This is a genomic window from Microcystis aeruginosa NIES-843, assembly GCF_000010625.1.
Lineage (GTDB): Bacteria > Cyanobacteriota > Cyanobacteriia > Cyanobacteriales > Microcystaceae > Microcystis > Microcystis aeruginosa.
In genome coordinates this window covers 1,233,174-1,257,694 of record NC_010296.1, presented here as the reverse complement: position 1 = coordinate 1,257,694, position 24,521 = coordinate 1,233,174, and the positions used below count along the sequence as shown (strand labels likewise).

General features: G+C 43.1%; 21 protein-coding genes and 7 pseudogenes. 10 read left to right on the top strand and 18 right to left on the bottom strand.

Annotated features, from left to right (window positions below; all coding sequences use genetic code 11):
• Positions 1-42: 42 nt before the first annotated feature.
• Together MAE_RS06215 and MAE_RS06210 are read left to right on the top strand one after the other, a co-directional pair.
• Positions 43-408 (top strand): annotated as a pseudogene (locus tag MAE_RS06215) (DUF2887 domain-containing protein); the annotation flags it as partial.
• A pseudogene (locus MAE_RS06210) lies at positions 401-886 on the top strand (Rpn family recombination-promoting nuclease/putative transposase); the annotation flags it as partial. The pseudogenes MAE_RS06215 and MAE_RS06210, both read left to right, overlap by 8 nt.
• 24 nt (positions 887-910) lie before the next feature.
• On the opposite strand, the gene MAE_RS28680 reads toward MAE_RS06210, so the two are convergent.
• Complete coding sequence (locus MAE_RS28680) at positions 911-1,759, bottom strand: IS630-like element ISMae21 family transposase (protein ID WP_012264307.1); 849 nt, start codon at positions 1,757-1,759, stop codon at positions 911-913.
• A 91-nt stretch (positions 1,760-1,850) separates the two neighbouring features.
• Here MAE_RS28680 and MAE_RS06200 point away from each other — a divergent pair, with 91 nt between their 5' ends.
• Positions 1,851-2,159 carry a hypothetical protein gene (locus MAE_RS06200; protein WP_231859732.1) on the top strand — a complete coding sequence of 103 codons (309 nt, stop codon included), beginning with the start codon at positions 1,851-1,853 and terminating at the stop codon, positions 2,157-2,159.
• Between the two features lie 63 nt (positions 2,160-2,222).
• Here MAE_RS06200 and MAE_RS06195 read toward each other — a convergent pair whose 3' ends face one another.
• Positions 2,223-3,251 carry a 6-bladed beta-propeller gene (locus MAE_RS06195; protein WP_012264821.1) on the bottom strand — a complete coding sequence of 343 codons (1,029 nt, stop codon included), beginning with the start codon at positions 3,249-3,251 and terminating at the stop codon, positions 2,223-2,225.
• 356 nt (positions 3,252-3,607) lie between these two features.
• Here MAE_RS06195 and MAE_RS34760 point away from each other — a divergent pair.
• Together MAE_RS34760 and MAE_RS06180 are read left to right on the top strand one after the other, a co-directional pair.
• Positions 3,608-4,374, top strand: a pseudogene (locus tag MAE_RS34760) (Rpn family recombination-promoting nuclease/putative transposase).
• Positions 4,375-4,558: 184 nt separating this feature from the next.
• Positions 4,559-5,428 carry an Rpn family recombination-promoting nuclease/putative transposase gene (locus MAE_RS06180; protein ID WP_041803873.1) on the top strand — a complete coding sequence of 290 codons (870 nt, stop codon included), beginning with the start codon at positions 4,559-4,561 and terminating at the stop codon, positions 5,426-5,428.
• Between the two features lie 71 nt (positions 5,429-5,499).
• Here MAE_RS06180 and MAE_RS06175 read toward each other — a convergent pair whose 3' ends face one another.
• The 3 genes from MAE_RS06175 to MAE_RS06165 form a co-directional block, all read right to left on the bottom strand.
• Positions 5,500-6,309: a DNA adenine methylase gene (locus tag MAE_RS06175; protein WP_012264815.1), complete on the bottom strand. Its 810-nt coding sequence runs from the start codon at positions 6,307-6,309 to the stop codon at positions 5,500-5,502.
• 140 nt (positions 6,310-6,449) lie between these two features.
• Positions 6,450-6,806: a type II toxin-antitoxin system PemK/MazF family toxin gene (locus MAE_RS06170; RefSeq protein WP_012264814.1), complete on the bottom strand. Its 357-nt coding sequence runs from the start codon at positions 6,804-6,806 to the stop codon at positions 6,450-6,452.
• Complete coding sequence (locus tag MAE_RS06165; protein WP_012264813.1) at positions 6,803-7,051, bottom strand: hypothetical protein; 249 nt, start codon at positions 7,049-7,051, stop codon at positions 6,803-6,805. Before MAE_RS06165 ends, MAE_RS06170 begins: the two co-directional genes overlap by 4 nt.
• 401 nt (positions 7,052-7,452) lie before the next feature.
• Between MAE_RS06165 and MAE_RS06160 the strand changes: the two are divergent.
• A pseudogene (locus tag MAE_RS06160) lies at positions 7,453-8,641 on the top strand (RNA-guided endonuclease InsQ/TnpB family protein).
• A 354-nt stretch (positions 8,642-8,995) separates the two neighbouring features.
• On the opposite strand, the gene MAE_RS06150 reads toward MAE_RS06160, so the two are convergent.
• Positions 8,996-10,210: an ISL3-like element ISMae36 family transposase gene (locus tag MAE_RS06150; RefSeq protein ID WP_012264809.1), complete on the bottom strand. Its 1,215-nt coding sequence runs from the start codon at positions 10,208-10,210 to the stop codon at positions 8,996-8,998.
• 256 nt (positions 10,211-10,466) lie between these two features.
• Positions 10,467-11,655: pseudogene (locus MAE_RS06145) on the bottom strand (RNA-guided endonuclease InsQ/TnpB family protein).
• A 585-nt stretch (positions 11,656-12,240) separates the two neighbouring features.
• On the opposite strand from MAE_RS06145, the gene cysK reads away from it, so the two are divergent.
• The 4 genes from cysK (at position 12,241) to MAE_RS06120 (ending at position 16,870) form a co-directional block, all read left to right on the top strand.
• A complete protein-coding gene (cysK, locus tag MAE_RS06135) occupies positions 12,241-13,221 on the top strand; it encodes a cysteine synthase A (protein ID WP_012264805.1) in 981 nt (326 codons plus the stop codon).
• The gene (gene epsC / locus MAE_RS06130; RefSeq protein ID WP_002795853.1) at positions 13,218-14,177 is read left to right on the top strand and encodes a serine O-acetyltransferase EpsC; all 960 of its coding nucleotides are present in this window, start codon (positions 13,218-13,220) and stop codon (positions 14,175-14,177) included. Before cysK ends, epsC begins: the two co-directional genes overlap by 4 nt.
• A 76-nt stretch (positions 14,178-14,253) precedes the next feature.
• Positions 14,254-15,186, top strand: a complete 933-nt coding sequence (locus MAE_RS06125; protein WP_002750434.1) for a family 2A encapsulin nanocompartment shell protein — start codon at positions 14,254-14,256, stop codon at positions 15,184-15,186.
• Positions 15,152-16,870 carry a family 2A encapsulin nanocompartment cargo protein cysteine desulfurase gene (locus tag MAE_RS06120; RefSeq protein WP_197533164.1) on the top strand — a complete coding sequence of 573 codons (1,719 nt, stop codon included), beginning with the start codon at positions 15,152-15,154 and terminating at the stop codon, positions 16,868-16,870. The genes MAE_RS06125 and MAE_RS06120 overlap by 35 nt, the downstream gene beginning before the upstream one ends.
• Before the next feature lie 416 nt (positions 16,871-17,286).
• Here the strand turns inward: MAE_RS06120 and MAE_RS06115 are convergent.
• The 11 genes and pseudogenes from MAE_RS06115 to MAE_RS06070 all read right to left on the bottom strand — a co-directional run.
• Positions 17,287-18,126: pseudogene (locus MAE_RS06115) on the bottom strand (IS630-like element ISMae24 family transposase); the annotation flags it as partial.
• A 148-nt stretch (positions 18,127-18,274) separates the two neighbouring features.
• Positions 18,275-18,436, bottom strand: a complete 162-nt coding sequence (locus MAE_RS31725; protein WP_422730592.1) for a hypothetical protein — start codon at positions 18,434-18,436, stop codon at positions 18,275-18,277.
• Between the two features lie 205 nt (positions 18,437-18,641).
• Positions 18,642-19,397, bottom strand: a complete 756-nt coding sequence (locus MAE_RS06110) for a DNA adenine methylase (RefSeq protein WP_012264801.1) — start codon at positions 19,395-19,397, stop codon at positions 18,642-18,644.
• A 623-nt stretch (positions 19,398-20,020) separates the two neighbouring features.
• A complete protein-coding gene (locus tag MAE_RS06105) occupies positions 20,021-20,389 on the bottom strand; it encodes a hypothetical protein (protein WP_012264798.1) in 369 nt (122 codons plus the stop codon).
• Positions 20,389-20,661 (bottom strand): hypothetical protein, encoded by a 273-nt coding sequence (locus tag MAE_RS06100; protein ID WP_041803869.1) that lies wholly within the window; start codon positions 20,659-20,661, stop codon positions 20,389-20,391. The genes MAE_RS06105 and MAE_RS06100 overlap by 1 nt, the downstream gene beginning before the upstream one ends.
• Positions 20,662-20,811: 150 nt before the next feature.
• Positions 20,812-21,809: pseudogene (locus MAE_RS31715) on the bottom strand (IS630-like element ISMae29 family transposase); the annotation flags it as partial.
• Positions 21,810-21,954: 145 nt separating this feature from the next.
• Entirely contained in the window at positions 21,955-22,140 is a 186-nt protein-coding gene (locus MAE_RS06085; RefSeq protein WP_012264794.1) for a hypothetical protein, read from the bottom strand.
• Between the two features lie 341 nt (positions 22,141-22,481).
• Positions 22,482-22,748 (bottom strand): hypothetical protein, encoded by a 267-nt coding sequence (locus tag MAE_RS06080; protein ID WP_012264793.1) that lies wholly within the window; start codon positions 22,746-22,748, stop codon positions 22,482-22,484.
• Between the two features lie 57 nt (positions 22,749-22,805).
• Complete coding sequence (locus MAE_RS34475) at positions 22,806-22,985, bottom strand: hypothetical protein (protein ID WP_050766277.1); 180 nt, start codon at positions 22,983-22,985, stop codon at positions 22,806-22,808.
• Positions 22,986-23,045: 60 nt separating this feature from the next.
• The gene (locus MAE_RS31705) at positions 23,046-23,561 is read right to left on the bottom strand and encodes a hypothetical protein (protein WP_012264792.1); all 516 of its coding nucleotides are present in this window, start codon (positions 23,559-23,561) and stop codon (positions 23,046-23,048) included.
• A gap of 164 nt (positions 23,562-23,725) precedes the next feature.
• Positions 23,726-24,301, bottom strand: a complete 576-nt coding sequence (locus MAE_RS06070; protein WP_012264791.1) for a Uma2 family endonuclease — start codon at positions 24,299-24,301, stop codon at positions 23,726-23,728.
• Positions 24,302-24,521 lie beyond the last annotated feature (220 nt).

Here is a 24,521-nt window from a genome sequence, read left to right as displayed (position 1 = left end):
TTAGGCTAAGTATAATTACTTATCGCGTAAGTGAGATGCTCCCCAAACACCTTAGCCCAAGGAAAAGAACTGATTCAACAAGTTAGACAACAATTTCAGGAGTCTTTAAAAAGAGAGGACATTCTAGAATTAATTGAGACAATTCTCATTTATAAATTACCGAAATTAAACCGTAAGGAGATAGAAGCTATGTTTAGTTTAAGTGATTTAAGAGAAACTAAGGTTTATCAAGAAGCTTTAGAGGAAGGCAAAGAGGAAGGCAAAGAGGAGGGAAAAGAAGAAAAAGCTCGACAAATTGCCCTAAAAATGCTATCTGCTGGCTTTCCTATCCCAGAAATCGCCCAATTTACCGATTTATCCCCCGACGCGATCGAGGAATTACAAAGGCAGAACGCTCGCGATGTTTGATAATATTTGTAAATTTATCGCCGAAAACTTCTCCGATGATCTAGCCACTTGGTTATTGGGTTCTCCCCTCCCCTTAACCGTCCTCGACCCGACGGAATTACAATTAGACCCCATTCGCGCCGATTCTCTGATTTTTTTGCAGTCAGAGGAATTGATTCTCCATACTGAATTTCAAACCGACCCCGACTCCAAGATTCCTTTCCGAATGCTCGATTATCGCATTCGCGTCTATCGTCGTCATCCCCAAAAACCAATGCGTCAAGTGGTAATTTATCTGCGACGTAGTGATTCCCCGCTAGTACAAGAAAATACTTTCCGTCTGGGGGAAACTTTTCATTCTTTTCAAGTCATCCGTCTTTGGGAAGAAAATACGCCGCAATTTTTCCATCATCCCGGTTTATTACCCTTTGCCGTCCTCAGCAATACCGATGATCCCGAACAGGTGTTAAGTCAGGTATCCCGTTCTCTAGAAACTATAGTTATTTCAAATAAGAACGAGACACTAGGCGACACAATAAGTACGAATAATTTCATCAAGGGGTGTCCCCACAGGAGCATACATTCTTGCCCTCTTTAATGCACTAAAATCATGTTCGATATCATTTAAATCAGGAGAGTATTTTGGCAAAAACACGACCTGATGACCTGCTTCCTCTACCAGTTGTTTAATGACTGTCTTCCGATGAATTGGTGCATTATCCATAATTAATACTGATGTTATGGTTAGAGAGGGCAACAAATATAAAGATAACCACCCTTCAAAACCTTCGGCATTCAGGCTTCTCGTAAATACCATCGGTGCAATAAAGTCTTTTTTTCCCTTTCTTCTACCAGCGACAAGGTTCTCTCTTTTTCCTCGTTTTCCTTGTCTATCTCCAAAGACTTTCTTCCCTTTTTTTGACCAAGCATAAAAACAGGCTTGAAATTCTTCAAACCCTGACTCATCAATAAATACAAGGCTTTCACTTCCATATATTTTAATCAATTCTCTCAGCACTCTGTAGTATTTCATTCTTTCTTCTCGGTTTCTTTCTCTATAACGAAGTTCCTTCTTTTTTCTGGTAACTTTCATGTTTTTTAAGGCATAGCAAATGGCACTTGGTCTCACTCCAAATTTCTCGGCTCTGTCTCTTAATCTTGCCTCGGGATTTTCTTGGACATCTTTTGACAGTGCTTTCCAGTCCAGCTTTCTCTGACGGTGTTTTACCTTTGTTGCTTCCAGTTTTTCCCTACCTAGCCATCTATATATCGTCGCTCTTCCTATATTAAATAGAGCGGCGGCTTTGGTTATGCTTCCCCCATTCTCTACATAATCGATTACTTTTTTTCTCAAGTCTAGGCTATAAGACATTTTTCTGTATGGGTTGCTCGTTTCTCTTGATTTTACCTTATTTTTCCCTCGTCTCACACTTATTTGAAATGACTATATCTCCCAAAAACAGGTGCAAAGCAATCTCGCCGCCGCCACCAGTATTCTCGCTGGGTTAGTATTAAATCGAGAGACGATTAAAAAAATCCTTCGGAGTGACATTATGAGAGAATCCGTCATCTATCAAGATATTTTAGAGGAAGGCGAGGAAAAGGGACTACAAAAAGGACGACAAGAAGGATTGCAAGAAGGCAAAGAGGAAAAAGCTCGACAAATTGCTCTAAAAATGCTATCTGCTGGCTTTCCTATCCCAGAAATTGCCCGATTTACTGATTTATCCCCCGACGCGATCGAGGAATTACAAAGGCAGCAGGACAATTAAAGCTTTTAACCGCAAAGGGTGGGGAATTAGGAAAATTTTAACCGTCTCCCCACTCCACACCGATTAACCACGTTTAGCGAGGCGACGCACCACTAAACCCCCCCCTAGTATGCCTAATCCGATAATACTAGAAGGTTCGGGCGTTCTGAATACCTGTACGCGATTGTTGGCCGTATCGGCTACATAGATATTACCACGGCTACCGACAGCGATACCGTAGGGCAGACTGAACTCACCGTTCCCCGTACCGAAGCTACCGAAAGTGGACTGGAAGACACCACTGGGGTTGAATACCTGTACGCGATCGTTGAACGTATCGGTTACATAGATATAACCGCTGCTATCGACAGCGATACCGAAGGGGCTATTGAACTCACCGTTCCCCAAACCTTGGCTACCGAAAGCGAACTGGAAGACACCAGTGGAGTTGAATACCTGTATGCGATTGTTGAACGTATCGGCTACATAGATATTACCACTGCTACCGACAGCGATACCGTAGGGGCTGGAGCTACCAAAAGCGAACTGGAAGACACCAGTGGAGTTGAATACCTGTATGCGATTGTTGAACGTATCGGCTACATAGACATTACCACTGCTACCGACCGCGATAGCGTAGGGGCCTTGGAACTGACCGGTCCCCGTACCATTGGTACCGAAAGCGGACTGGAAGACACCACTAGAGTCGAATACCTGTACCCGATTGTTGTCCGTATCGGCTACATAGACATTACCACCTCTACTGACGGCGATACCGTAGGGGCTTCGGAACTGACCGGTCCCCGTACCGAAGCTACCGAAAGCGGACTGGAAGACACCACTAGAGTTGAATACCTGTACCCGATTGTTATCCGTATCGGCTACATAGATATCACCACTTCTACTGACGGCGATACCACGGGGGCTTTCGAACTCACCGTTCCCCGTACCTTGGCTACCGAAAGCGAAGGAAAAACTGGCCGCAGTGGCACTGGTGGCGACACTAATACATCCGATCGCAGTGGCCGTGACTAGGGAAAAGGATTTCAGCAGAGCCTTTGATAAGCTACGCTTCTCCCGCCCCCCATGATTAATAACTTTAGATAGGGACATAAAACTTCAGAAAATCTGCCCCTAATATACCCTTTCCTCTAGCAATTGTCAAGAAATTTCTGGGAAGATGTGACAAATTTGCCGATATCCATACAATTTAGTCGATGAGTAGAATTGAATTTTGCCTATAATGTATTCTGCGCTACGATTCTCCTCGGCAACAGTTACGGCGAATACAGGATGTGAACACCGGCGACCGAGGGTATCCTAGGAGAAACGGAAAGTAATCCCTGACGATGTTTGATAATATTTGTAAATTTATTGCCGAAAACTTCTCCGATGATCTAGCCACTTGGTTATTGGGTTCTCCCCTCCCCTTAACCGTCCTCGACCCGACGGAATGACAATTAGACCCCATTCGTGCCGATTCTCTGATTTTTTTGCAGTCAGAGCAATTAATTCTCCATACCGAGTTTCAAACCGACCCCGACTCCAAGATTCCTTTCCGAATGCTCGATTATCGCATTCGCGTCTATCGTCGTCATCCCCAAAAACCAATGCGTCAAGTGGTAATTTATCTGCGACGTAGTGATTCCCCGCTAGTGCAAGAAAATACTTTCCGTCTGGGGGAAACCTTTCATTCCTTCCAAGTCATCCGTCTTTGGGAAGAAAATACGCCACAATTTTTCCATCAACCCGGTTTATTACCCTTTGCCGTCCTCAGCAATACCGATGATCCCGAACAGGTGTTAAGTCAGGTGTCCCGTTCTCTAGAAACTAAGCTAAACGGCTTTTACTTCGGATCACCGATATAGACTCCAAAAGGGTTATAGCTGTTGGATCATGCAGGTTAAGCGCCGTTTAGCTTATCTCTCAAAAACAGGTGCAAAGCAATCTCGCCGCCGCTACCAGTATTCTCGCTGGGTTAGTATTAAATCGAGAGACGATTAAAAAAATCCTTCGGAGTGACATTATGAGAGAATCCGTCATCTATCAAGATATTTTAGAGGAAGGCAGAGAGGAAGGCAAAGAGGAAGGTAAAGAAGAAAAAGCCCGACAAATTGCTCTAAAAATGCTATCTGCTGGTTTTCCTATCTCAGAAATTGCCCGATTTACTGATTTATCCCCCGACGCGATCGAAGAATTACAATCGAGAGACGATAAAAAAAATCCTTCGGAGTGACATTATGAGAGAATCAGTCATCTATCAAGATATTTTAGAGGAAGGCAGAGAGGAAGGAGCATTAACCGCTAAATTAAACTCTATTCCCCGTTTATTGGCTTTAGGGTGAAGTGTAGAACAAATTGCCCAAACTTTAGACTTAGATATTGAACAAGTACCACAAGTCATTGAGGGACAAAATTGAGTGAAAACGGACAGTATTTTCTATCGTCTCTTTCAGACTTTTCCTGAAAGTTTCTTTGATTTGCTGAATCTTCCCCCTGAAACCGTCAATCATTATCAATTTTCCTCCCTAGAAGTTAAACAACTCGCTTTTCGTTTAGATGGGGTCTTTCTTCCTGATAACCTTAATGAACCGATTTACTTTGTTGAGGTACAATTTCAAAAAGATGAACGGTTTTACTCGCGCTTTTTTAGTGAAATATTTCTCTATTTTCATCAAAGTGAGAGTAATAACAATTGGCAAGGGGTGATCATTCATCCTCATCCTGGAATTGAAAATAGTCCCAAATCTCGTTATCAAGAATTCTTTGAGTCAGGACGGGTTAACTGTTATTATCTGAATCAATTAGATGAGGGGGATTCTCTGGGGGTAAAAGTGTTACAATTAATTGTGGAATCGGAACCAAACACCTTAGCCCAAGGAAAAGAACTGATTCAACAAGTTAGACAACAATTTCAGGAGTCTTTAAAAAGACAGGACATTCTAGAATTAATTGAGACAATTCTCATTTATAAATTACCGAAATTAAACCGTAAGGAGATAGAAGCTATGTTTAGTTTAAGTGATTTAAGAGAAACTAAGGTTTATCAAGAAGCTTTAGAGGAAGGCAGAGAGGAAGGCAGAGAGGAAGGCAGAGAGGAAGGCAGAGAGGAAGGAGAATTATCGGCTAAAAAAAGCCTAATTTTGCGTCAGCTAAACTTAAAACTAGGTTCTATTCCTTTAAAGGTAGAACAAAAAATTAAACAGTTAAATCCTAATCAATTGGATAATTTAGCTCTTGCTTTATTGGATTTTTCGGATTTAGAAGATTTGCACCAATGGTTAAATTAATAGGATGAAGTACAGTCGTCAACCCAACATATAAGATTAGCTTACTGCTACCCAGTGCCTTCGGCATCGCACTAATAATTTTTGATCATTAATTCTCTACCAGATGCCGCCGCTCCTTGTTTATAATTATTCATGCCATACTGAAGATTCCACTCGATAATATGGGCAAAATCAAAGAGTTTTCGTATCTCTGGACAATCATCGTAGGTAATTAACCATTTAGCCTGACATTGACGCATATTATCGGCAAAACGTTGATGATCGAAGCTGGTATGTAAATTCCCTCTTACGCCGTATAAACGGGATTTTGTGGCACTATAGTAGGGGGGATCGAGGAAGATAAAAACTTCTTTTCCCTCAGCAAATAATAATTCTTCGTAGTCTTGGTTAGTAATTTTTACCGATGATAATAACGGCGCAATTTGCGTTAATCTGGCAATTGATGAATCAGTAAATCTACTGTTAAAAGCCGCTTGGGAATAACCCCCGGAATCGACTGTTCCCGAAAAAGTCATCCGATTTAAGATAAAAAAACGCACCGCTTTCTCAAAGTCGGTTAACTTTAAATCTTCCCTTGTCAAATCTTGAAATAATTCTCGTCCCTTATCATATTTCTGTTTAATTTCTGTTATTTTTGCTACCAAAAACTCAATATTTTCTTGAGCGCATTGCCAGAAACAATATAAATCATAATTTAAGTCATTAATCCAATAGGTTTTTATTTGTTGTCCAAAGAGTTGCTTAACAGCAAAAAATACAGAACCCCCACAAAAAAAAGGTTCTCGATATTCCCTAATATTGACAGGAATTTGCGGCATAATTTGCTTAATTGCCCGGGATTTCCCCCCTGGATAACGCAGAGGACTTTTAATTTTTGACATTTTATTGACTAATTTACTGTCCGCAGTTTGGTTTGGGTGTTGAGGCTATCCGCCGCAAGACCTATTTAGACACTAGAGATGCTCAATAAACTCCTCAACTGTAACTTGGGATTGCTTAAGAATTCCATTTAATTCCACATTTAGGACTCGTATCCTAAGGTTAGCAAAACCACTTCTTCCAATTGGGCAATTATTTCGGGACTCAGTTGTCCCAGTGTGCGGATCAAACGAGTTTTATCCAGCACTCTCATCTGAAAACATAGGGCAACAGAATCTTGGCCGAGTCCACCATTACCTTGTTCTATCAGTAAGCATATAGGCAAAGCAGCGCGACGTTGGTTGGTGGTGAGCGGAATAGCAATGATCGTAGTTGAGAACTGGGAAACAAGGTCATTCTGGAAAATGATGACGGGACGAATGCCCGCTTCTTCAGAACCTTGAGTTGGATTGAGGTCGGCTAACCAGACTTCACCCCGTTTCAGAGGATTAGTGATCATTGGTCTTCTTGATGGAGTATTACTGCATAGTCATTCATACCTTCTTCAGCAAAGGCGCGATCTTCATTAGCAAACTCCGCAAACAGATCGGCCAGTTGCATTGGATCGAGGACAGCCTGATGACGCTGACTGCGAAACTTTAAGAAGGCAATAAAATCAGCTACTTGCTGAAGCTGATTATCAGTCAGTCGATCCAAGTCTTGCTTAAGAGCTTCAGCGCTTACTGGCATAGGAAGAAAAAACATTCCGACTTCCCCATTATAAGAGATCCTGGCCAACAGCCGTCTTCAACAAACCCCCATGAGTCCCTGAGTGCGTAGCGGGGTAGGGAGGACGTTCAGACGTTCGGACGTTATCAGTTACTACTGTCTGATTCACCCGCGCTGCTAGACCCATTACCACCTGAAGTTGCCGAGGGATTTGTTAGATTAGGACTAGGTTTAGGGGTTGTCTGGGAAGCCTTTGGAGGTTGGGGACGTAGCTTGACCACTCCATTCCAACTATGCTTCACAGTTACAGATTGACGATGAGTATCAGAGGATTTTTCTTGGCTCATCGAAAATTTGGGTCTGAAACCCCGTCGTTCTACGACGGCTTTACCGTTAAATATTAGAACATTTACGAAATATATGCTAGAATGTGAGACATGGAAAAAGCCTACTCGTTCCGATTTTACCCCACACCCGAACAAGAGTCGCTATTGCGGCGCACGTTGGGCTGTGTAAGATTAGTTTACAACAAAGCTCTCCACGAACGAACACAAGCATGGTACGAAAGACAAGAAAGAGTAGGCTACGCTCAAACTTCTTCAATGCTAACCGATTGGAAAAAGCAAGAAGAATTAGACTTTCTCAATGAAGTAAGCTGTGTACCTTTACAACAAGGGTTAAGACATTTACAAACAGCTTTTACTAACTTCTTTGCTGGTCGTACTAAGTATCCTAACTTTAAGAAAAAACATCAAGGAGGAAGTGCTGAATTTACTAAATCTGCTTTTAAGTTCAAAGACAAACAAATCTATTTAGCCAAATGCACAGAACCTTTACCTATTCGATGGTCAAGACAAATACCAGAAAGCTGTGAACCAAGCACAGTAACAGTCAGATTACATCCATCTGGACGTTGGCATATCTCAATAAGATTTGATGACCCAACGATTAAGCCATTACCAGTAACAGATAAAGCCATTGGAATTGACTTAGGAATTAGTAGCCTTGTCATTACCAGCGATGGTGACAAAGTATCTAATCCTGAGCATTTTAACAAGCATTATCGGAGACTGCGAAGAGCATCTAAAAGTCTTTCTCGAAAACAGAAAGGGTCAAAAAATCGGGAAAAAGCGAGAATCAAAGTAGCCAAGATTCACGCTCGAATCACCGATAACAGAAAAGACCATTTACACAAGCTAACCACTCAATTAGTTCGTGAAAACCAAACGATTGTTGTTGAGAATTTAGCCGTCAAGAATATGGTCAAAAACCCGAAATTATCTCAGGCAATATCTGATGTAAGCTGGGGAGAAATCACCCGACAATTAGCCTATAAATGCCGTTGGTATGGGAGAAATTACATCGAAATAGATAGATGGTTTCCTAGCTCTAAAAGGTGTAGTAATTGCGGGTATATTGCCCTTGAAAATGCCGTTAAATGTTCGACAGTGGGACTGTCCAATCTGTGGAACACACCATGACCGAGATATTAACGCTAGTAAAAATATTTTGGCCGCAGGGCTTGCGGTGTCAGTCTGTAGAGCGACCATAAGACCAGAACAGAGTAAATCTGTTAAGGCAGGTGCGGAACCCCGCAAGGGAAAGAAGCAGAAACCTAAATCGTGAGGTTTTGGAATCACCGTCCGTTTACGGCGGTGAGGATGTCAAGCTTGTTCCTTTTTTAGTTAAGTTAACTACCGGCGAGGCTCTTCTTGACTGTGTGTGATAATTTTTGATTATGGCATCGTGAAATGCTTATTGGGCAAGACTTTTAGGACTATTTTGCACAATAAACTATCACTATAGACATCGTTTCCACACAGAAACTGGAAAAACCCCGCCGAATCCATCCCAATTATAACGATTAGCACCATACCTACGACGAAACTGATCCCGGCAGTTTTATCTAGACACATCAATTTTCTGCTTTCAATTTCAGAACCTCCTAATATTTGGCTCTTCGTTACCCTTTATGCTAAATCAACATACAAGATGCCAAGATAACATACTTCTAACCCAAAAATTCCGAAAGTTTCTCAAGCCATAGCCTCTCCGTTTTATTAGTTTAAGTTTATTGTTGATTCCCTCGACCACCCCATTCGTTGTCCTTCGCTCGAAATAACTAATTATTTCTCCAAACCAGTTTCGGATTGTTTGACAACTCTTGGTAAAAACACTGGAGGATTTTGCCAACCATTCCGAGATGGATAGCATTCCCTCTGTCGGATTCTCTGAGGTTTCATAAATCTTTCTAAATTCTTCCTTTAATTCCTGCATCTTTTTCAAATTTGTCAAATTTTCTTTGATAGCTTCTAGTTTAATTTTTTGGGGTTCCGTTAAATCTTCTTCATTTTTTAACAGGCTATATTTACTTCGCTTTAAAACTTCTAGCTTGGCTTCTTTTTCTGCTTTCTGTTTTTTATTTTTCTGCGCTTCTACGGCTCTTTTTTCTGCTCTTCTCTGTTCGTCTAACTCTTGATTAATTTGTTTCATGACATGGAATCTATCGGCGACTACCTCGGCCGATGGCATCAATTCTTTCACCAAATTTTTATAGGGCAACCAAAGGTCTATGCTCACTTCTTCAATTTGCTCTAACACCTCTTTTCCCCACCCAGTAAGCGTTTCCCTCAACTCTTCTTGTGTTCGCTTCTCTAGAATAGCTATTAGTTTTCCCGTATCTAAATTTACTAAAACCGCACAGTAATTTTTTTGTCCTTTGACTAGAGCGATTTCATCAATTCCTAGTCTTTTTAATTCCGATAGGTCTGGCTCTGTAATTTCTTCGGCGATGTCCTCTATCATTCTTTGAATCTCTTCTTCCGTTACGTCATTTATTCGACTAACATTTAAAATATCTCCTTCTTTTAATTGTTCGAGTATATTTGCGGCTAGTCTTTTCGTATAGGTTCGTTTCTTGGCGACAAAATCTAACTCTTCGCTAAAGGGTCTCTGACAATTATCGCACTTAAATTGACGACGATTAATTTGTAGGTATACTGGTTGACCTGAGATTGGTAAATCTTTGACTAAATGTCGATGATTTTGGTGGAGTTTATCGCTCTCTAACCCACAACGAGGACAGGTTGCTTTTTGATTTTTCGATTCGATTCGGCAAACTATACCGATATTTTCTAGGTGTAGATAGCCTTGAATACAGGTTCCTTTTAGGTTCAAAAATTTGTCAAGTATCATAAGTAAAATAATCTCGTTTTTGGCTATTATATCAAATCTTAACTCAATTGTCTATCTTTTGGTATTAACCTGTTTGTGCCTTAAGTCTTTCCCTGTATGAATTTCAGCTACTTTTGAGCGTAGGTGCTCTCATCGAATTTTATTTTAAGTTAATTATTTGCATAACAATTCCCGAAGAGCCCCATATCTTTAGGATTCAGGTAGAGGCGATTGATTGACATCCTCACCGCCGTGAACGGACGGTGATTCCCAAACCTCACGATTTAGGTTTCTGTTTCTTTCCCGAAGGATTTTTCGCACCTGCCTTAACAGATTTACTCTGTTCTGGTCTTATAGTCGCGACCCGGACTGACACCGCAAGCCCTGCGGCCAAAATATTTTTACTGGCGTTAATATCTCGGTCATGGTGAGTCCCACAGTCTGGACAGTCCCACTCTCGAACATTTAACGGCATTTTCAAGGGCAATATACCCGCAATTACTACACCTTTTAGAGCTAGGAAACCATCTATCTATTTCGATGTAATTTCTCCCATACCAACGGCATTTATAGGCTAATTGTCGGGTAATTTCTCCCCAGCTTACATCAGATATTGCCTGAGATAATTTCGGGTTTTTGACCATATTCTTGACGGCTAAATTCTCAACAACAATCGTTTGGTTTTCACGAACTAATTGAGTGGTTAGCTTGTGTAAATGGTCTTTTCTGTTATCGGTGATTCGAGCGTGAATCTTGGCTACTTTGATTCTCGCTTTTTCCCGATTTTTTGACCCTTTCTGTTTTCGAGAAAGACTTTTAGATGCTCTTCGCAGTCTCCGATAATGCTTGTTAAAATGCTCAGGATTAGATACTTTGTCACCATCGCTGGTAATGACAAGGCTACTAATTCCTAAGTCAATTCCAATGGCTTTATCTGTTACTGGTAATGGCTTAATCGTTGGGTCATCAAATCTTATTGAGATATGCCAACGTCCAGATGGATGTAATCTGACTGTTACTGTGCTTGGTTCACATCCGTCTGGTATTTGTCTTGACCATCGAATAGGTAAAGGTTCTGTGCATTTAGCTAAATAGATTTGTCTGTCTTTAAATTTAAAAGCAGATTTGGTAAATTCGGCACTTCCTCCCTGATGTTTTTTCTTAAAGTTAGGATACTTAGTACGACCAGCAAAGAAGTTAGTAAAAGCTGTTTGTAAATGTCTTAACCCTTGTTGTAAAGGTACACAGCTTACTTCATTGAGAAAGTCTAATTCTTCTTGCTTTTTCCAATCGGTTAGCATTGAAGAAGTTTGAGCGTAGCCTACTCTTTCTTGTCTTTCGTACCATGCTTGTGTTCGTTCGTGGAGAGCTTTGTTGTAAACTAATCTTACACAGCCCAACGTGCGCCGCAATAGCGACTCTTGTTCGGGTGTGGGGTAAAATCGGAACGAGTAGGCTTTTTCCATGTCTCACATTCTAGCATATATTTCGTAAATGTTCTAATATTTAACAGTAAAGCCGTCGTAGAACGACGGGGTTTCAGACCCAAATTTTCGATGATCAATGCCTCGATATTAGCACCCAGGCCTCTCCGGTATCAATAACGGTTTTGATGACTTCTCTTTGCCCGATTGAGTTAGCAACTACCAGAGGGAGTGTGGCTTCGCGCCGCCAATTTACGACTCCGTATATCATACTAAATCCGGTTATTAAAAACTGATTATTTATTCTCCCCTTTGCATGAGTGCCTCTTGCATGAGTGCCTCTCCTCATAACTAGCCTATGCTCAACGGATTTAGTCTCAAGTATAACTCCCAATCCAACTTGAAAAACCCGCTCCCTTATCTCCACTTCCCGCCCTCCTATACCTTGATTCTTCAACCTCAGCGATCGCCCACCCCCCTTGATTGTAAAGATTTGTTTAGCTTGACCAGAGGTTGATAGTGCATAGGCTAGGATGAATTTTAAATGGATTCAAAATGAATTTAAAATGAATTCAAGATGAGCCAATCTGGTGAACTGTCGTATTTTAATCATGGAGTTGCCATTTTGTGAGTAAGAAATGGTTCGCAGATAACAGTTTGTCGATCGGGCGGACTCCTCTAGTGCGCCTTAATCGAGTCGTTGGCAACACTCACGCCACGGTTCTGGCCAAGATTGAAGGTCGCAATCCGGCCTATTCGGTCAAATGTCGTATTGGTGCGGCCATGATCTGGGATGCGGAACAACGGGGACTATTGGGGCCGGGCAAAGAACTGGTGGAACCCACCAGTGGCAATACAGGCATTGCCCTAGCCTTTGTAGCCGCCGCTAAGGGGATTCCCCTCACCCTGACCATGCCTGAAACCATGAGCTTGGAGCGGCGCAAACTGTTGCTCGCCTATGGAGCCAATCTGGTGTTAACAGAAGGGACTAAGGGAATGACCGGAGCAGTGGCAAAGGCAGAAGAAATTGCCGCGTCTAATCCCGATCGCTATGTGTTGTTGCAACAGTTCCGCAATGCTGCCAATCCCCGCATCCATGAGGAAACCACCGGCCCTGAAATTTGGCAGGACACAGACGGGGCGATCGATATTCTCGTGTCGGGTGTGGGAACGGGCGGAACCATTACGGGAGTTTCGCGCTATGTCAAAAAGACCCGGGGAAAACCGATTTTATCGGTAGCAGTGGAGCCAGAAGCCAGCCCCATACTATCCCAAGCCCGGGCAGGTCAGCCCTTAAAGTCTGGCCCTCACAAAATTCAGGGCATTGGGGCGGGGTTTGTTCCCGAAGTTCTGGATTTATCCCTCGTGGATGGGATTGAAACCGTTTCCAACGAAGAGGCCATTCTTTATGCCCAACGGTTGGCCAAGGAAGAAGGGATTATCTCCGGCATTTCCTGCGGTGCCGCCGTCGCCGTCGCCGCTCGCTTGGCACAACAACCCGAACACCAAGGCAAAACCATTGTCGTGATTTTGCCAGATTCCGGAGAACGGTATTTGAGTTCCATCCTGTTCCAGGGGGTATTTAATGAGCAAGGGTTAGTGGCATGACGAGCGAGCATCCGAGCAGTTCCAGCGCTCTCTCCCAATCGACCCTGTCCTTGGATCTCGATGAGATTATCACTCAATTGTCTAAACCTCGTGGCGAGTCGTTCCACAGTTGGTCTCAATCACGAAGCCATTTCCCCTTGCCCTCCCGTGAGGCCTTATTTCGGATTGTTGATCGACTGCGTGCCGTTCTTTTTCCCTATCACTTTGGCAATCCCGATTTAGGCGAAACATCCAGCCGCTATTTTATCGGTCATACCCTCAATGAAGTCTTGCAACTGCTGCATCACCAGGTTTGTCGCGAACAGTGGTTGCTGGGGTCACAGTTGCACTGGTCGTCAGACCAGATTGAGAAACACGCCCAAGGGACGGTACAAGCCTTTGCCACCCAATTACCCCATCTGAAAGCTCTACTGGAAACCGATATCACCGCGGCCTATCGAGGTGATCCGGCGGCCAGAAATTTAGATGAAGTATTGTTTTGTTACCCCGGGGTAACGGCAATCACTTATCACCGCATTGCCCATGCCCTGTATCGTTTGGACTCGCCCCTGTTGGCGCGGATTATCAGTGAAATTGGCCATTCCTTAACGGGGATTGACATTCACCCCGGCGCCTCGATCGGCAATAGCTTCTTTATCGATCATGGGACGGGGGTGGTGATTGGGGCAACCACGGTGATTGGCGACCGCGTGCGCCTTTACCAAGCGGTCACGCTCGGGGCGAAAAGTTTTCCCCGGGACGAATCGGGCAGTTTAATCAAAGGTCAAGCCCGTCATCCGATTATTGAAGATGATGTGGTGATTTACTCAGGTGCAACGATTCTCGGTCGGGTAACTATCGGTCGGGGCGCAACCATTGGTGGAAATGTTTGGTTAACCCGCAGTGTGCCGCCGGGGGGTTTTGTCTCCCAGGCGCAACTACGACAGGAAATGTTTGATGACGGCTCTGGAATTTGAGGGGCTGTCCTGACTGTGAATGTTCGGCCATAACAGTCGCTTTGTTACTTTTTTTTGAATTGGAGGATTTAACTCAATGACCTATACCCAAGATCATGAATTGCAACTGGCTTTGGGAGATGCTGCCGCTCGGCAGTTAGCCAATGCCACAAAGACCGTTCCTCAGTTATTGACCATTTCACCCCGGTGGTTCGTTCGCCTCTTGCATTGGCTACCCGTTGAAGCGGGGATTTATCGTCTCAATAAAGTCAGGGATGCCTCCCGGGTTGAGGTGGCCTGCTCTGAACGAGATGAGCGGGAGCTGCCCGAAACCTTTGTGGATTACGAAGAGACCCCCCGGGAGTATTTCTTGAGTGCGGTGAATACGGTACTGGATGTTCACACTCGCGTGTCCGATCTCTACAGCAGTCCCCACGATCAGATCCATGAACAATTGCGCCTGACGATCGAAACCCTGAAGGAACGTCAAGAAAATGAGTTGATCAACAACCATGAGTACGGATTGCTCAACAATATTGTTGATTCCCAGAAAGTGCAACCTCGCAATGGTGCGCCCACGCCGGACGATTTGGATGAGTTGCTGGTGAAGGTGTGGAAAGAACCGGCATTTTTCCTCGCCCATCCTAAAGCGATCGCGGCCTTTGGCCGAGAAGCAACCCGACGGGGTGTACCCCCTGCCACGGTGTCATTATTCGGGTCTCAGTTTATTACCTGGCGGGGCGTGCCTTTGATTCCTTCCGATAAGTTGGCTGTGAATGAACAAGGCAAAACCAATATTTTGTTATTGCGGGTAGGAGAAAGCCGTCAAGGGGTGGTCGGTCTCTATCAGCCCAATTTACCCGGTCAACAGGGAGTTGGCTTGTCGGTGCGATTTATGGGGATTAGTCGCAAGGCGATCGCCTCTTACCTGGTCTCCCTCTACTGTTCGTTGGCAGTGTTGACCGACGACGCGGCGGCCGTACTGGAGAACGTTGATGTCAACCAATACCACATCTACGACTATGACTAACCCTGAACTGATCCCTGAAAAGGCGGGGGGGAATCTACCCGCTCTATCCCCGCCCACCACTGCCCCAACTGAGGTCGAGAACATTTCTCTTAACCCCTTATTTCAACCTGACCTTCTTGAGCATCTCGCCCAGACGATAATTCAAGAACTACAACGGCACGACCTTAAGGCCGAGGTGGCGAAGGGGTTGAGTACAGATCGGGATTATCTGGTGCCATCCGCCGCGGCGATTCCCCCAACCCTGGACTTGCCGGCTACCCCCGCAACCTCCCCAGCTGCTGTGGGCGAACGGCCCACAGTTCCCTTGGCTGTACCCTTAGCAACCCCCTCTTTCTACTTCATTGAGGAGTTAGAAACAAAAATCCCCGACCTTCCGGCGGTAGTGGCCAAACCGGGCCAGCTTGTTCAAGTCCCGGGTATCGATCCCCTTTTTGTCCCCCATGCCAGCGGGCGAAGCGTTCAAAGACCTAGCTTCTTTGATGTTCATACCATCCGCCTGGATTTTCCCATCCTGCAAGAACGGGTGAATGGCAAACCACTGATCTGGTTCGACAACGCCGCAACAACTCAAAAGCCCCAAGCAGTCATCGATCGCCTCGTTCATTTCTACAGCCATGAAAATTCCAATGTGCATCGTGCCGCCCATGAATTAGCGGCTCGCTCCACAGATGCTTACGAAGCGGCCAGAGAAACGGTACGCCGTTTTCTCAATGCCTCATCTGCCAACGAAATCATTTTCGTGCGGGGAACAACGGAAGGCATTAATCTGGTGGCAAAAAGCTGGGGACAACAAACCCTACAAGCGGGGGATGAGATTGTCCTCACCCATCTAGAACACCATGCCAATATTGTGCCTTGGCAGCAACTAGCCGCCCAAACGGGAGCAAAGTTGCGGGTTGTCCCCGTGGATGACCACGGGCAGATTTTACTGGCAGAGTACCAACAATTACTCAACTCCCGCACAAAACTGGTGGCCTTTTCCCATGTTTCCAATGCCTTGGGAACCATTACTCCCGCCAAACAAATCATTGACTTAGCCCATCGGGTCGGGGCCAAAGTCTTGTTAGATGGCGCTCAATCGGTTTCCCACATTCCGATCGATGTTCAACAATTAGGGTGTGATTGGTTCGTCTTTTCCGGACATAAAGTCTTTGGTCCCACAGGAATCGGGGTACTTTATGGTCAAGAAGACCTGTTGAATGCCACGGTTCCCTGGCAAAGCGGCGGCAACATGATCGTGGATGTGACGTTTGAGCGTACCGTGTATCAGGCGGCTCCCACTCGCTTCGAGGCCGGAACGGGCAATATTGCCGATGCCGTTGGCTTAGGGACGGCCTTGGATTATGTTCAGCAGATTGGTTTGACCACCATTGCCAATTACGAGCATGAACTTCTGGAGTACGCCACTGCGGGACTGACAACCATTCCGGGCCTGCGTTTGATTGGGACGGCAGCCGATAAGGCTGCCGTGCTTTCCTTTGTGCTGGAGGGATTTGATGTGGAAGTCATTGGACAGGCCCTGAACCGGGAAGGGATTGCCGTGCGGGCAGGCCATCACTGCGCTCAACCCATTCTGCGACGCTTTGGTCTAGAGGCAACGGTGCGCCCTTCCTTGGCTTTCTACAATACTAAAGCCGAGGTGGATGCGCTGGTGGCCGCGTTGGAACGTTTGCAACACGAATAAACTGACTGGAATAGGTGCGGCAGCTTGTACACCTATTCCAGTTCCCCCTGAACTGCCACATATTTAAAACCGACATTCCGCACATCTTCATATACCTTTATATATTTTTACATTCCCCAAGATGTTTTGACGAAAAAGCTTCATTGTAGAAACTACTATTGAGAACATTTTCAATAATTGATTTTTTCTGAGAAAACAAATTACAATTCTTCACCTTGATGAAAATCGATCCTTGTAGCTACAATCTTTACTGGCAAAGGGTTGTAAGCAATGTATTAGTAAAAATTATCAATTGAATGTTAAGAAGTGCGGAAAGTGGGTTAAAAAGTATAGGAGAGTGGGGAGCGGGTTTTTAAAGTTGGATTGGGAGTTAATCATCCTATTAAAAACGGATTTGGTATGACTTTCCTAAGTACCTAGGCAAAATTAATTACATACTCGCCTCCAAAATTGTCCAGCACTTTTTTAACGTAAGCGAGGAGGCTCTTTCGGTCTTTATAGGCGCTAAATTCAATCCATTCATATTTTAAAAATCTCCATAATATTTCAATTAAATTTAAATGAGGTGAATAAGTGGGCAACCAAAATATTTTCAAGTTTTTCTTTTCCCATTCCTCAAGTTTCTCCATAAATGCCTCGCTGGTATGAATGGAAGCTTGGTCAATTATTATGACAGTTTTTTTCTGTATATTTTGGCAATATTTATCCAGAAAATTAATAACTATCTCGCTAGTAACCGTTCCGACCTGTGTCTCATAAAATAATTGATTATCTCGTTTCATTATTCCTAAAATATTTAGTCTTTTACCTTCAATTGGTGGTAACTTTATCGTGGTTTTTTCTTCTTGCCAAGCGTCAGGAATACAAGGCTTTGAATCCCCTCCCATTTCATCCAAATATCCTATCTCAATCTCTCCTCTTTTTTCCTGTTTTTTTAGTTCTTCTAAAATAGGTAGTTTGACCTCAAGCTCCCACTCATCAGGGGTTTTGGCGACCCCTCTTCTCACCCTTTTCCACCTCATGTTGATTTTTTTTATGAGTCTTTTTATCTTGTCTTTGCTTACGGTTAATTTCCCTTCTTCTACAATTTTTATCTGGATTTTTTTTAAGCTTTTCGGTTCTTCTTTTACCCAGTCAATAACTTGTTGACCTTGTGCTTCTGTCAATTTAGGTTTTCTCCCTCTTCCTCGACGATTATAAAAACCAATTAGTTTTCTATCTTCCCAGGCCGTCAACCAATTATAGAGGGAGCATCTCACCTTTGCAATGAGCATAAATACTTAGTGGAAAAATAGGCTTTTCGAGGGTAATTCTTGTTTTAATTCTCCATGTACGCAGTCTTTAAAAGCCTCTATTTCGTTCCAAGACACGATTAAGAGTGGCTTTTAGGCTAAGTATAATTACTTATCGCGTAAGTGAGATGCTCCCATTATAGATGGTCTTTCTCGTAACTCCAAATATTCCGCTCAATTCTTCTATCGTGGTTCCCTGAAAACTTAAGAGTATACATTTCGCTCGCTCTCTTACTTGATGATGTTTACTAGCTCGATAAATTCTCTCTAGCATTTTCTGGCTCTCGGGGTTTAGGTCTCTAATCAATCTCATTGTATTTTCCTGCTGCTTCGTTTTTTTATGTATTATACTTCTTAATTTTTTATTTGGGTAATTAATTTTGCATGACTACTTAGCAAGGCTGCTGAGGATTTTTCCAAATCTTCATCAATAATGCCGGCTAAATTATGGTAGATAAATACTCCACTACAATCTGGCACTAATAATTTTTGATCATTAATTCTCTGCCGGATGCCGCCGCTCCTTGTTTATAATTATTCATGCCATACTGAAGATTCCACTCGATAATATGGGCAAAATCAAAGAGTTTTCGTATCTCTGGACAATCATCGTAGGTAATTAACCATTTAGCCTGACATTGACGCATATTATCGGCAAAACGTTGATGATCGAAGCTGGTATGTAAATTCCCTCTTACGCCGTATAAACGGGATTTTGTGGCACTATAGTAGGGGGGATCGAGGAAGATAAAAACTTCTTTTCCCTCAGCAAATAATAATTCTTCGTAGTCTTGGTTAGTAATTTTGACCGATGCTAATAACGGCGCAATTTGAGTTAATCTGGCAATTGATGAATCAGTAAATCTACTGGTAAAAGCCGCTTGGGAATAGCCACCAGAATCCACTGTTCCCGAAAAAGTAATCCGATTTAAAATAAAAAAACGCACCGCTTTCTCAAAGTCGGTTAACTTTAAATCTTCCCTTGTCAAATCTTGAAATAATTCTCGTCCATTATCATATTCCTGTTTAATTTCTGTTATTTTTGCTACCAATAACTCAATATTTTCTTGAGCGCATTGCCAGAAACAATATAAATCATAATTTAAGTCATTAATCCAATAGGTTTTTATTTGTTGATCAAAGAGTTGCTTAACAGCAAAAAATACAGAACCCCCACCAAAAAAAGGTTCTCGATATGGTTCTTCGTTACTTAGTATGGTTCGATATGGGGGCATAAATCGACTGAATCCTTATCTGGCAAGAGACTTAATTGATTAGTTCGCTCTAGATCGAAAACAATTGGCAAAAATCGCAGCAATGTCTTTCTATATAAGGGTTTCATCCCTTATAACCCCCGTCCATTGCATAACACAAACCGAAGAGCCCTCGATATTCCCTAATATTCACAGGAATTTGCGGCAGAATTTGCTTAATTGCCCGGGATTTCCCCCCTGGATAGCGCAGAGGACTTTTAATTTTTGAGGTTCTTCGTTACTTGGTATGGTTCAATAGGGTGGCATAAATCGACTAAATCCTTATCTGGCAAGAGTTCTATTGATTAGTTCGTTCTAGATCGAAAACAATTGACAAAAATCGCATCAATGTCCTTCTCTATAAAGGTTTCATCCCTTATAACTCCGTCCATCGCATAGCACCAACCGAAGAACCATTTTTGACATTTTATTTACTAATTTACTGGCCGCAGTTTAGTTTGGGTATGGATGAATCCCCTTCACCCCAAGAGAAGTCATCAACGGCCATGAGCTTACGGGCGGACGCGATCCCTCTCGTTCAACACCGGCAGCGATCATTCGTCCGTCCAAGTACAGCGAATAGTTAGACAAAGCCTCACCACGAATCATAGCTCTTCAATTTTAACAATACCGCCCTCAATATTATCGACTTGTAAGCGATAGCCATAGAGCATAGCCAATCCTAGCAGTGGTTCTGTCTCCGATTCTGCAATATCAATCGTGCGGTACTGCCCATCCCAAATAACAGTGCCAGCATAAAAGTCAAATAATACTTGACTACCATCCCCCAGGGTTGCTAGATTCGAGATAGTCCAGGGTAGTTCAAGACGAGCAATGATTTCTGATGGTAAAGATAAAAACCCATCGAATCCCGTATCAATAACGGTTTTTATGACTTCTCTTTGCCCGATTGAGTTAGCAACTACCAAAGGGAGTGTGGCTTCACGCCGCCAATTTACGACTCCGTATATCATTAGTTCTTTTTCAGGCTTCTCGAACCAAAATGATAAACGGCGGGATACCCAATCCGAATTCCCCAAGGCTGGGCATCCGGCCGGCGCTCAAATAGGCGCTCGGTTGCACCCATAACGGTTTCATCAACCTCAAAATCCCCGGTTTCGATGTCAATTGCCACAATTTTGCCCTCGTTGCCCGCTTCCACTTGCTGGCGAATACCAGACTCATAAAGCTGCTGCCCGCGCCGGGCTAGTTCTTCTTTGGGATAACGTCGTTGTCGTACTGTCATTAGCTTGCCCTGATTTCAAGATTGCCCCTATATTTTAGCTTCGGCTAGTTGGTGACACTTGACTTCATCTTTGCCTTGGCAAAACTTTACCGAAAAATTGGGTTTAAAGCCTCGCCCTAAAAGGGCGACTTGATCTGATGTATTAGTCTGTCAAGTTTGAATTGAGGGATAGAGTTTTTTTAATTTAATACGAGCATCAGCAGTAGTAAATCTCCAGTCAACTGAATTTGACTTTTCATTTCGATTTTCTTCCCATGCCTTAATTTCTTGTTTTAAACTATCCATGTCTGGGATACGACGCTCGAGACATTGACGATTCAAAACGCTCAACTCAATTTCTGCCATATTTAACCAGCTGCCATGTTTGGGAGTGTAATGAAATTCGAGTTTATCTAAAATTCTCTTGGCCTCTTCCGGTTCAAAGGCTTTATATAATGAGGCTTTTACATGAGTATTTAAGTTGTCTTGAATTACTCTAATTTTCTGGGCATCCGGATAACGCTCATCAACCAAATATTTCATTTGGTGTGCATAATCGCTCGCCGTCCTTTGTTGTGTAACTTCTACATGTCGCCAACCTTGTAATGGTTCAAAAAACATAAACATATTGGCTACACCATTACGCTCATATTGATAGTCATACCTTTCTGGTTCTCTCGGTTCGGCTGGTATTTTCTCTTTTGTTTCTTTGACTAATTGTTGACAACTCTCATCAAAACACAGCCAGGGATTTTGCTGGTCATACTCACTATGATAAATATCCAAGACATCTTCCATGGCACAGACAAACTCCGCTGATTCTTTTGGGGGAATGACCCATGATTGATTCAGCCATGGTTTCAATTCATTTTTTTTAAGGTTTTTCTGATGGTTTCTCGTGATATTTTTTCCACATATTCAAGTTCGACCATTTTATCTGCCAGCATTTGAAGTGTCCATTTTGCTCGTCCCGTTGGTGTTTCACTACAAGCGATGGCAATCAGATCTGCTTCCTTTTCCCCATCGATAATTTTGGCACGGCGATGTTCTTGCTTTTTTCGAGTTAATGATGATTCAATTCCTGACTCGACAAATCTTTGTCGTACTCTCTCAATGGTGGCTTGAGCAACATTTAAGGCTTCACTAATTTTCGAGTCAGTCCAACCACCTGGGAGCATCTCACCTTTGCAATGAGCATAAATACTTAGTGGAAAAATAGGCTTTTCGAGGGTAATTCTTGTTTTAATTCTCCATGTACGCAGTCTTTAAAAGCCTCTATTTCGTTCCAAGACACGATTAAGAGTGGCTTTTAGGCTAAGTATAATTACTTATCGCGTAAGTGAGATGCTCCCAACCACCTTCCTGTTGATTGACGTCTGCTAAAAGTAGTATTCTGGCATGGTTCATTTTGTAAGCTGCTATTTTTCCTTTCTTGGTTAGCTGCTCGAGTTCAGTTCTTTCGGAGTCTGTTAGCTCTACAATATATTTTTTCTTCGGCATTTTTTTGTCTGAAGTTGGATAACTTCTTCCAGATTAGCTCTTTTTTTATCCCTCAAAACAAAATTGATGCTCTAGTATGCTATTAAGAATAGGGGGCAGGGTAAGCAACCGCTTAAAAAACCCAGTCATCAACCGATGAACGCACCTTGAAAACTAGAGTTATGGGGTTCTCTAGGGGAGTGCTCCTATAGGTAAAAGCTCTCAGCGTCAAGTACCAGAGAAACCAATTATTTTAGAGGTTTTGAACTGTATCGTAGGGGACCCCGAAAACAGGCTTCTGTAAGGTCGCGAAAGTCTGAGGAGAGAACCACCTCTGGGTGGGATTTCGCCAGGAATCTAATTCAAGTGGACTCGTTGAGCCAGAAATTCACAGCAGTGATGCGAGAAGAATCCACGTCGTAAACGGCGTGGGGTATGTCAACTTCCGCTATTTCCTGCCGCACCATTGCTGCCATCGTCTCCCCTTGCTCGTCTGTTGTGGCAGCAAAACGGGTTTCCCACTTTTCCTCATCCCGCAACTCTGCCAAAAATCGAGCGGCGATCGCATCTTGCTGATCGGGTGGGAGTTCTGGGATTTTAGCGATCGCCTGTTGGAGCAGTTCAGTCATAATTCAATAGGGAAAAATCCCAATGCCGATAATTTCCTATCCCACTTGTTAGACAAGCTAATCTACAAGGTAGTCGGCAAGAAATCGGCTAACATCTTTAATCATGTCAGAAACATCTTGAACTGTAAATTCATTCTGTTTTCCATGGGCAGCACTATTACGAATATCTGCGATCGCTGTTATTCGCTTTTGATTAAGTTTGTTATATACACCAGCTTTTGCCAAGTCGGAATTCATTTTATCTAAAGGACCTGCGTAGGAATAATATCCCAGCCAGACAGTCGCTCTGTAGAAGAATCAGACAAGCCATAAATGGTACATTATCAAAGCGCAAGTCCCTAACTTCCCATGCGGAATCCCACTTCTATCACATAACTCTCGCAATGCCGTCTCTAACACAACTCCTGCAATCACAGCCGCAGCGGTATAATAACCACTAGAAAAAAGCTCATTTGCTTGTTCAAGCTGAGAATCAAAAACTTCGGCTTGAACCAGTGTTTTAATAGACGAGAGATAACCACCCTCAAAATCTTCTTTTGCTGCCAAAAATACCGCTTTAAATGCCTTAAACATCCCATAAGTTGTATGCCCGTTCTCTTTCCGCTCAAATTGTTTAAAGTACTGAGAATCTTCACCACAAAGTTTAGACAATAAGTTTCTTACTTTTACCTTCCAGCTTAAAAGTAAGTAGCTATCGATAAATTCACCAGTGCCAATTATCTCTCTTTGGAGAACTTTTTTAGAAGATTCTAATTGGGATGCTTGCTCATCTAGTTCTTCAAATCGCCGCTTAAAAAATTCTTTCAACGTCATAAGTAGGTAGGTGTTAAAAATTATCATATACCACCCTTATCAAGGAGGCAGGGGGGATCAAAGACAAAATCTATCTTCAATTTAATTATAACCACTTACTTAACCTTAAAAGCATTGAATTCCGTCTAACGACCAAGTTAGTCCTCGTGCTTCTCCCCCGACTTCTACTTACTCTGTCTAGCTTGACTAACTTTTAGCCAGGCAAAGATTTGTTGTGGAGTCAGTGTCAACTGAACCCCTGCAATTACCTTAAGTTGGTGATCCCCTCTGCAAACTTCCGGCTCTTGTTGGGGAGTAAACATTAAAACAGAATAATCATCTGGATCAAGCATCCATCCTAATTTACTGCCGTGTTTTAAACAATGTAAAATGTTGTCAATTACACGGTTTACCTTTTGATCCGGTGAAAGAATTTCGATAGTCCAATCAGGTGCTTCCCTAAAGTCGTCCTCTGGTTCACCTGCTTCATTTAGGTTAATTCGATTCCAGGCAATTACCGCCACATCAGGAACGATCGAACGCCCGCCGAAGGTACATCGCAACTCAGGTAAGGCTGTATAATCAGCAGTGTGGCTGTCAACCTCAGCTAAAAGACGTTTTTGCAGGATAGAGTGTCGAGTCTTAGGCATGGGTTTCTGAATTGCGACTCCATGCAAGTATTCCCATGCTGGAGAATCCTCCAAATATGGCAATTTGAGGAAATCTTCAAGGGTGAGACTCTCAGTCAAGGAAGTCGTCATCGGTTCAAGCAAAGGTTTTATTTTGCGACTTCATTATAGCGGTAGAGACATATTCAGGCTCTTCGGGAATTGTTATGCAAATAATTAACTTAAAATAAAATTCGATGAGAGCGCCTACGCTCAAAAGTAGCTGAAATCCATACAGGGAAGGACTTAAGGCACAAACAGGTTAATACCAAAAGATAGACAATTGAGTTAAGATTTGATATAATAGCCAAAA

Excerpts from the sequence above, each read along its gene's own strand:
- MAE_RS06125 (WP_002750434.1), top strand. The coding sequence starts at position 14,254 with ATGACCTATACCCAAGATCATGAATTGCAACTGGCTTTGGGAGATGCT.
- MAE_RS06085 (WP_012264794.1), bottom strand. The coding sequence starts at position 22,140 with ATGCCGAAGAAAAAATATATTGTAGAGCTAACAGACTCCGAAAGAACT.
- MAE_RS06120 (WP_197533164.1), top strand. The coding sequence starts at position 15,152 with ATGTCAACCAATACCACATCTACGACTATGACTAACCCTGAACTGATC.
- MAE_RS06080 (WP_012264793.1), bottom strand. The coding sequence starts at position 22,748 with ATGACTGAACTGCTCCAACAGGCGATCGCTAAAATCCCAGAACTCCCA.
- MAE_RS06105 (WP_012264798.1), bottom strand. The coding sequence starts at position 20,389 with ATGATATACGGAGTCGTAAATTGGCGGCGTGAAGCCACACTCCCTTTG.
- epsC (WP_002795853.1), top strand. The coding sequence starts at position 13,218 with ATGACGAGCGAGCATCCGAGCAGTTCCAGCGCTCTCTCCCAATCGACC.
- MAE_RS31725 (WP_422730592.1), bottom strand. The coding sequence starts at position 18,436 with ATGCTAGAGAGAATTTATCGAGCTAGTAAACATCATCAAGTAAGAGAG.
- MAE_RS28680 (WP_012264307.1), bottom strand. The coding sequence starts at position 1,759 with ATGTCTTATAGCCTAGACTTGAGAAAAAAAGTAATCGATTATGTAGAG.
- MAE_RS06175 (WP_012264815.1), bottom strand. The coding sequence starts at position 6,309 with ATGTCAAAAATTAAAAGTCCTCTGCGTTATCCAGGGGGGAAATCCCGG.
- MAE_RS06110 (WP_012264801.1), bottom strand. The coding sequence starts at position 19,397 with ATGCCCCCATATCGAACCATACTAAGTAACGAAGAACCATATCGAGAA.
- MAE_RS06150 (WP_012264809.1), bottom strand. The coding sequence starts at position 10,210 with ATGATACTTGACAAATTTTTGAACCTAAAAGGAACCTGTATTCAAGGC.
- MAE_RS06070 (WP_012264791.1), bottom strand. The coding sequence starts at position 24,301 with ATGACGACTTCCTTGACTGAGAGTCTCACCCTTGAAGATTTCCTCAAA.
- MAE_RS34475 (WP_050766277.1), bottom strand. The coding sequence starts at position 22,985 with ATGAATTCCGACTTGGCAAAAGCTGGTGTATATAACAAACTTAATCAA.
- MAE_RS06170 (WP_012264814.1), bottom strand. The coding sequence starts at position 6,806 with ATGATCACTAATCCTCTGAAACGGGGTGAAGTCTGGTTAGCCGACCTC.
- MAE_RS06100 (WP_041803869.1), bottom strand. The coding sequence starts at position 20,661 with ATGACAGTACGACAACGACGTTATCCCAAAGAAGAACTAGCCCGGCGC.
- MAE_RS06195 (WP_012264821.1), bottom strand. The coding sequence starts at position 3,251 with ATGTCCCTATCTAAAGTTATTAATCATGGGGGGCGGGAGAAGCGTAGC.
- MAE_RS31705 (WP_012264792.1), bottom strand. The coding sequence starts at position 23,561 with ATGACGTTGAAAGAATTTTTTAAGCGGCGATTTGAAGAACTAGATGAG.
- MAE_RS06165 (WP_012264813.1), bottom strand. The coding sequence starts at position 7,051 with ATGTTTTTTCTTCCTATGCCAGTAAGCGCTGAAGCTCTTAAGCAAGAC.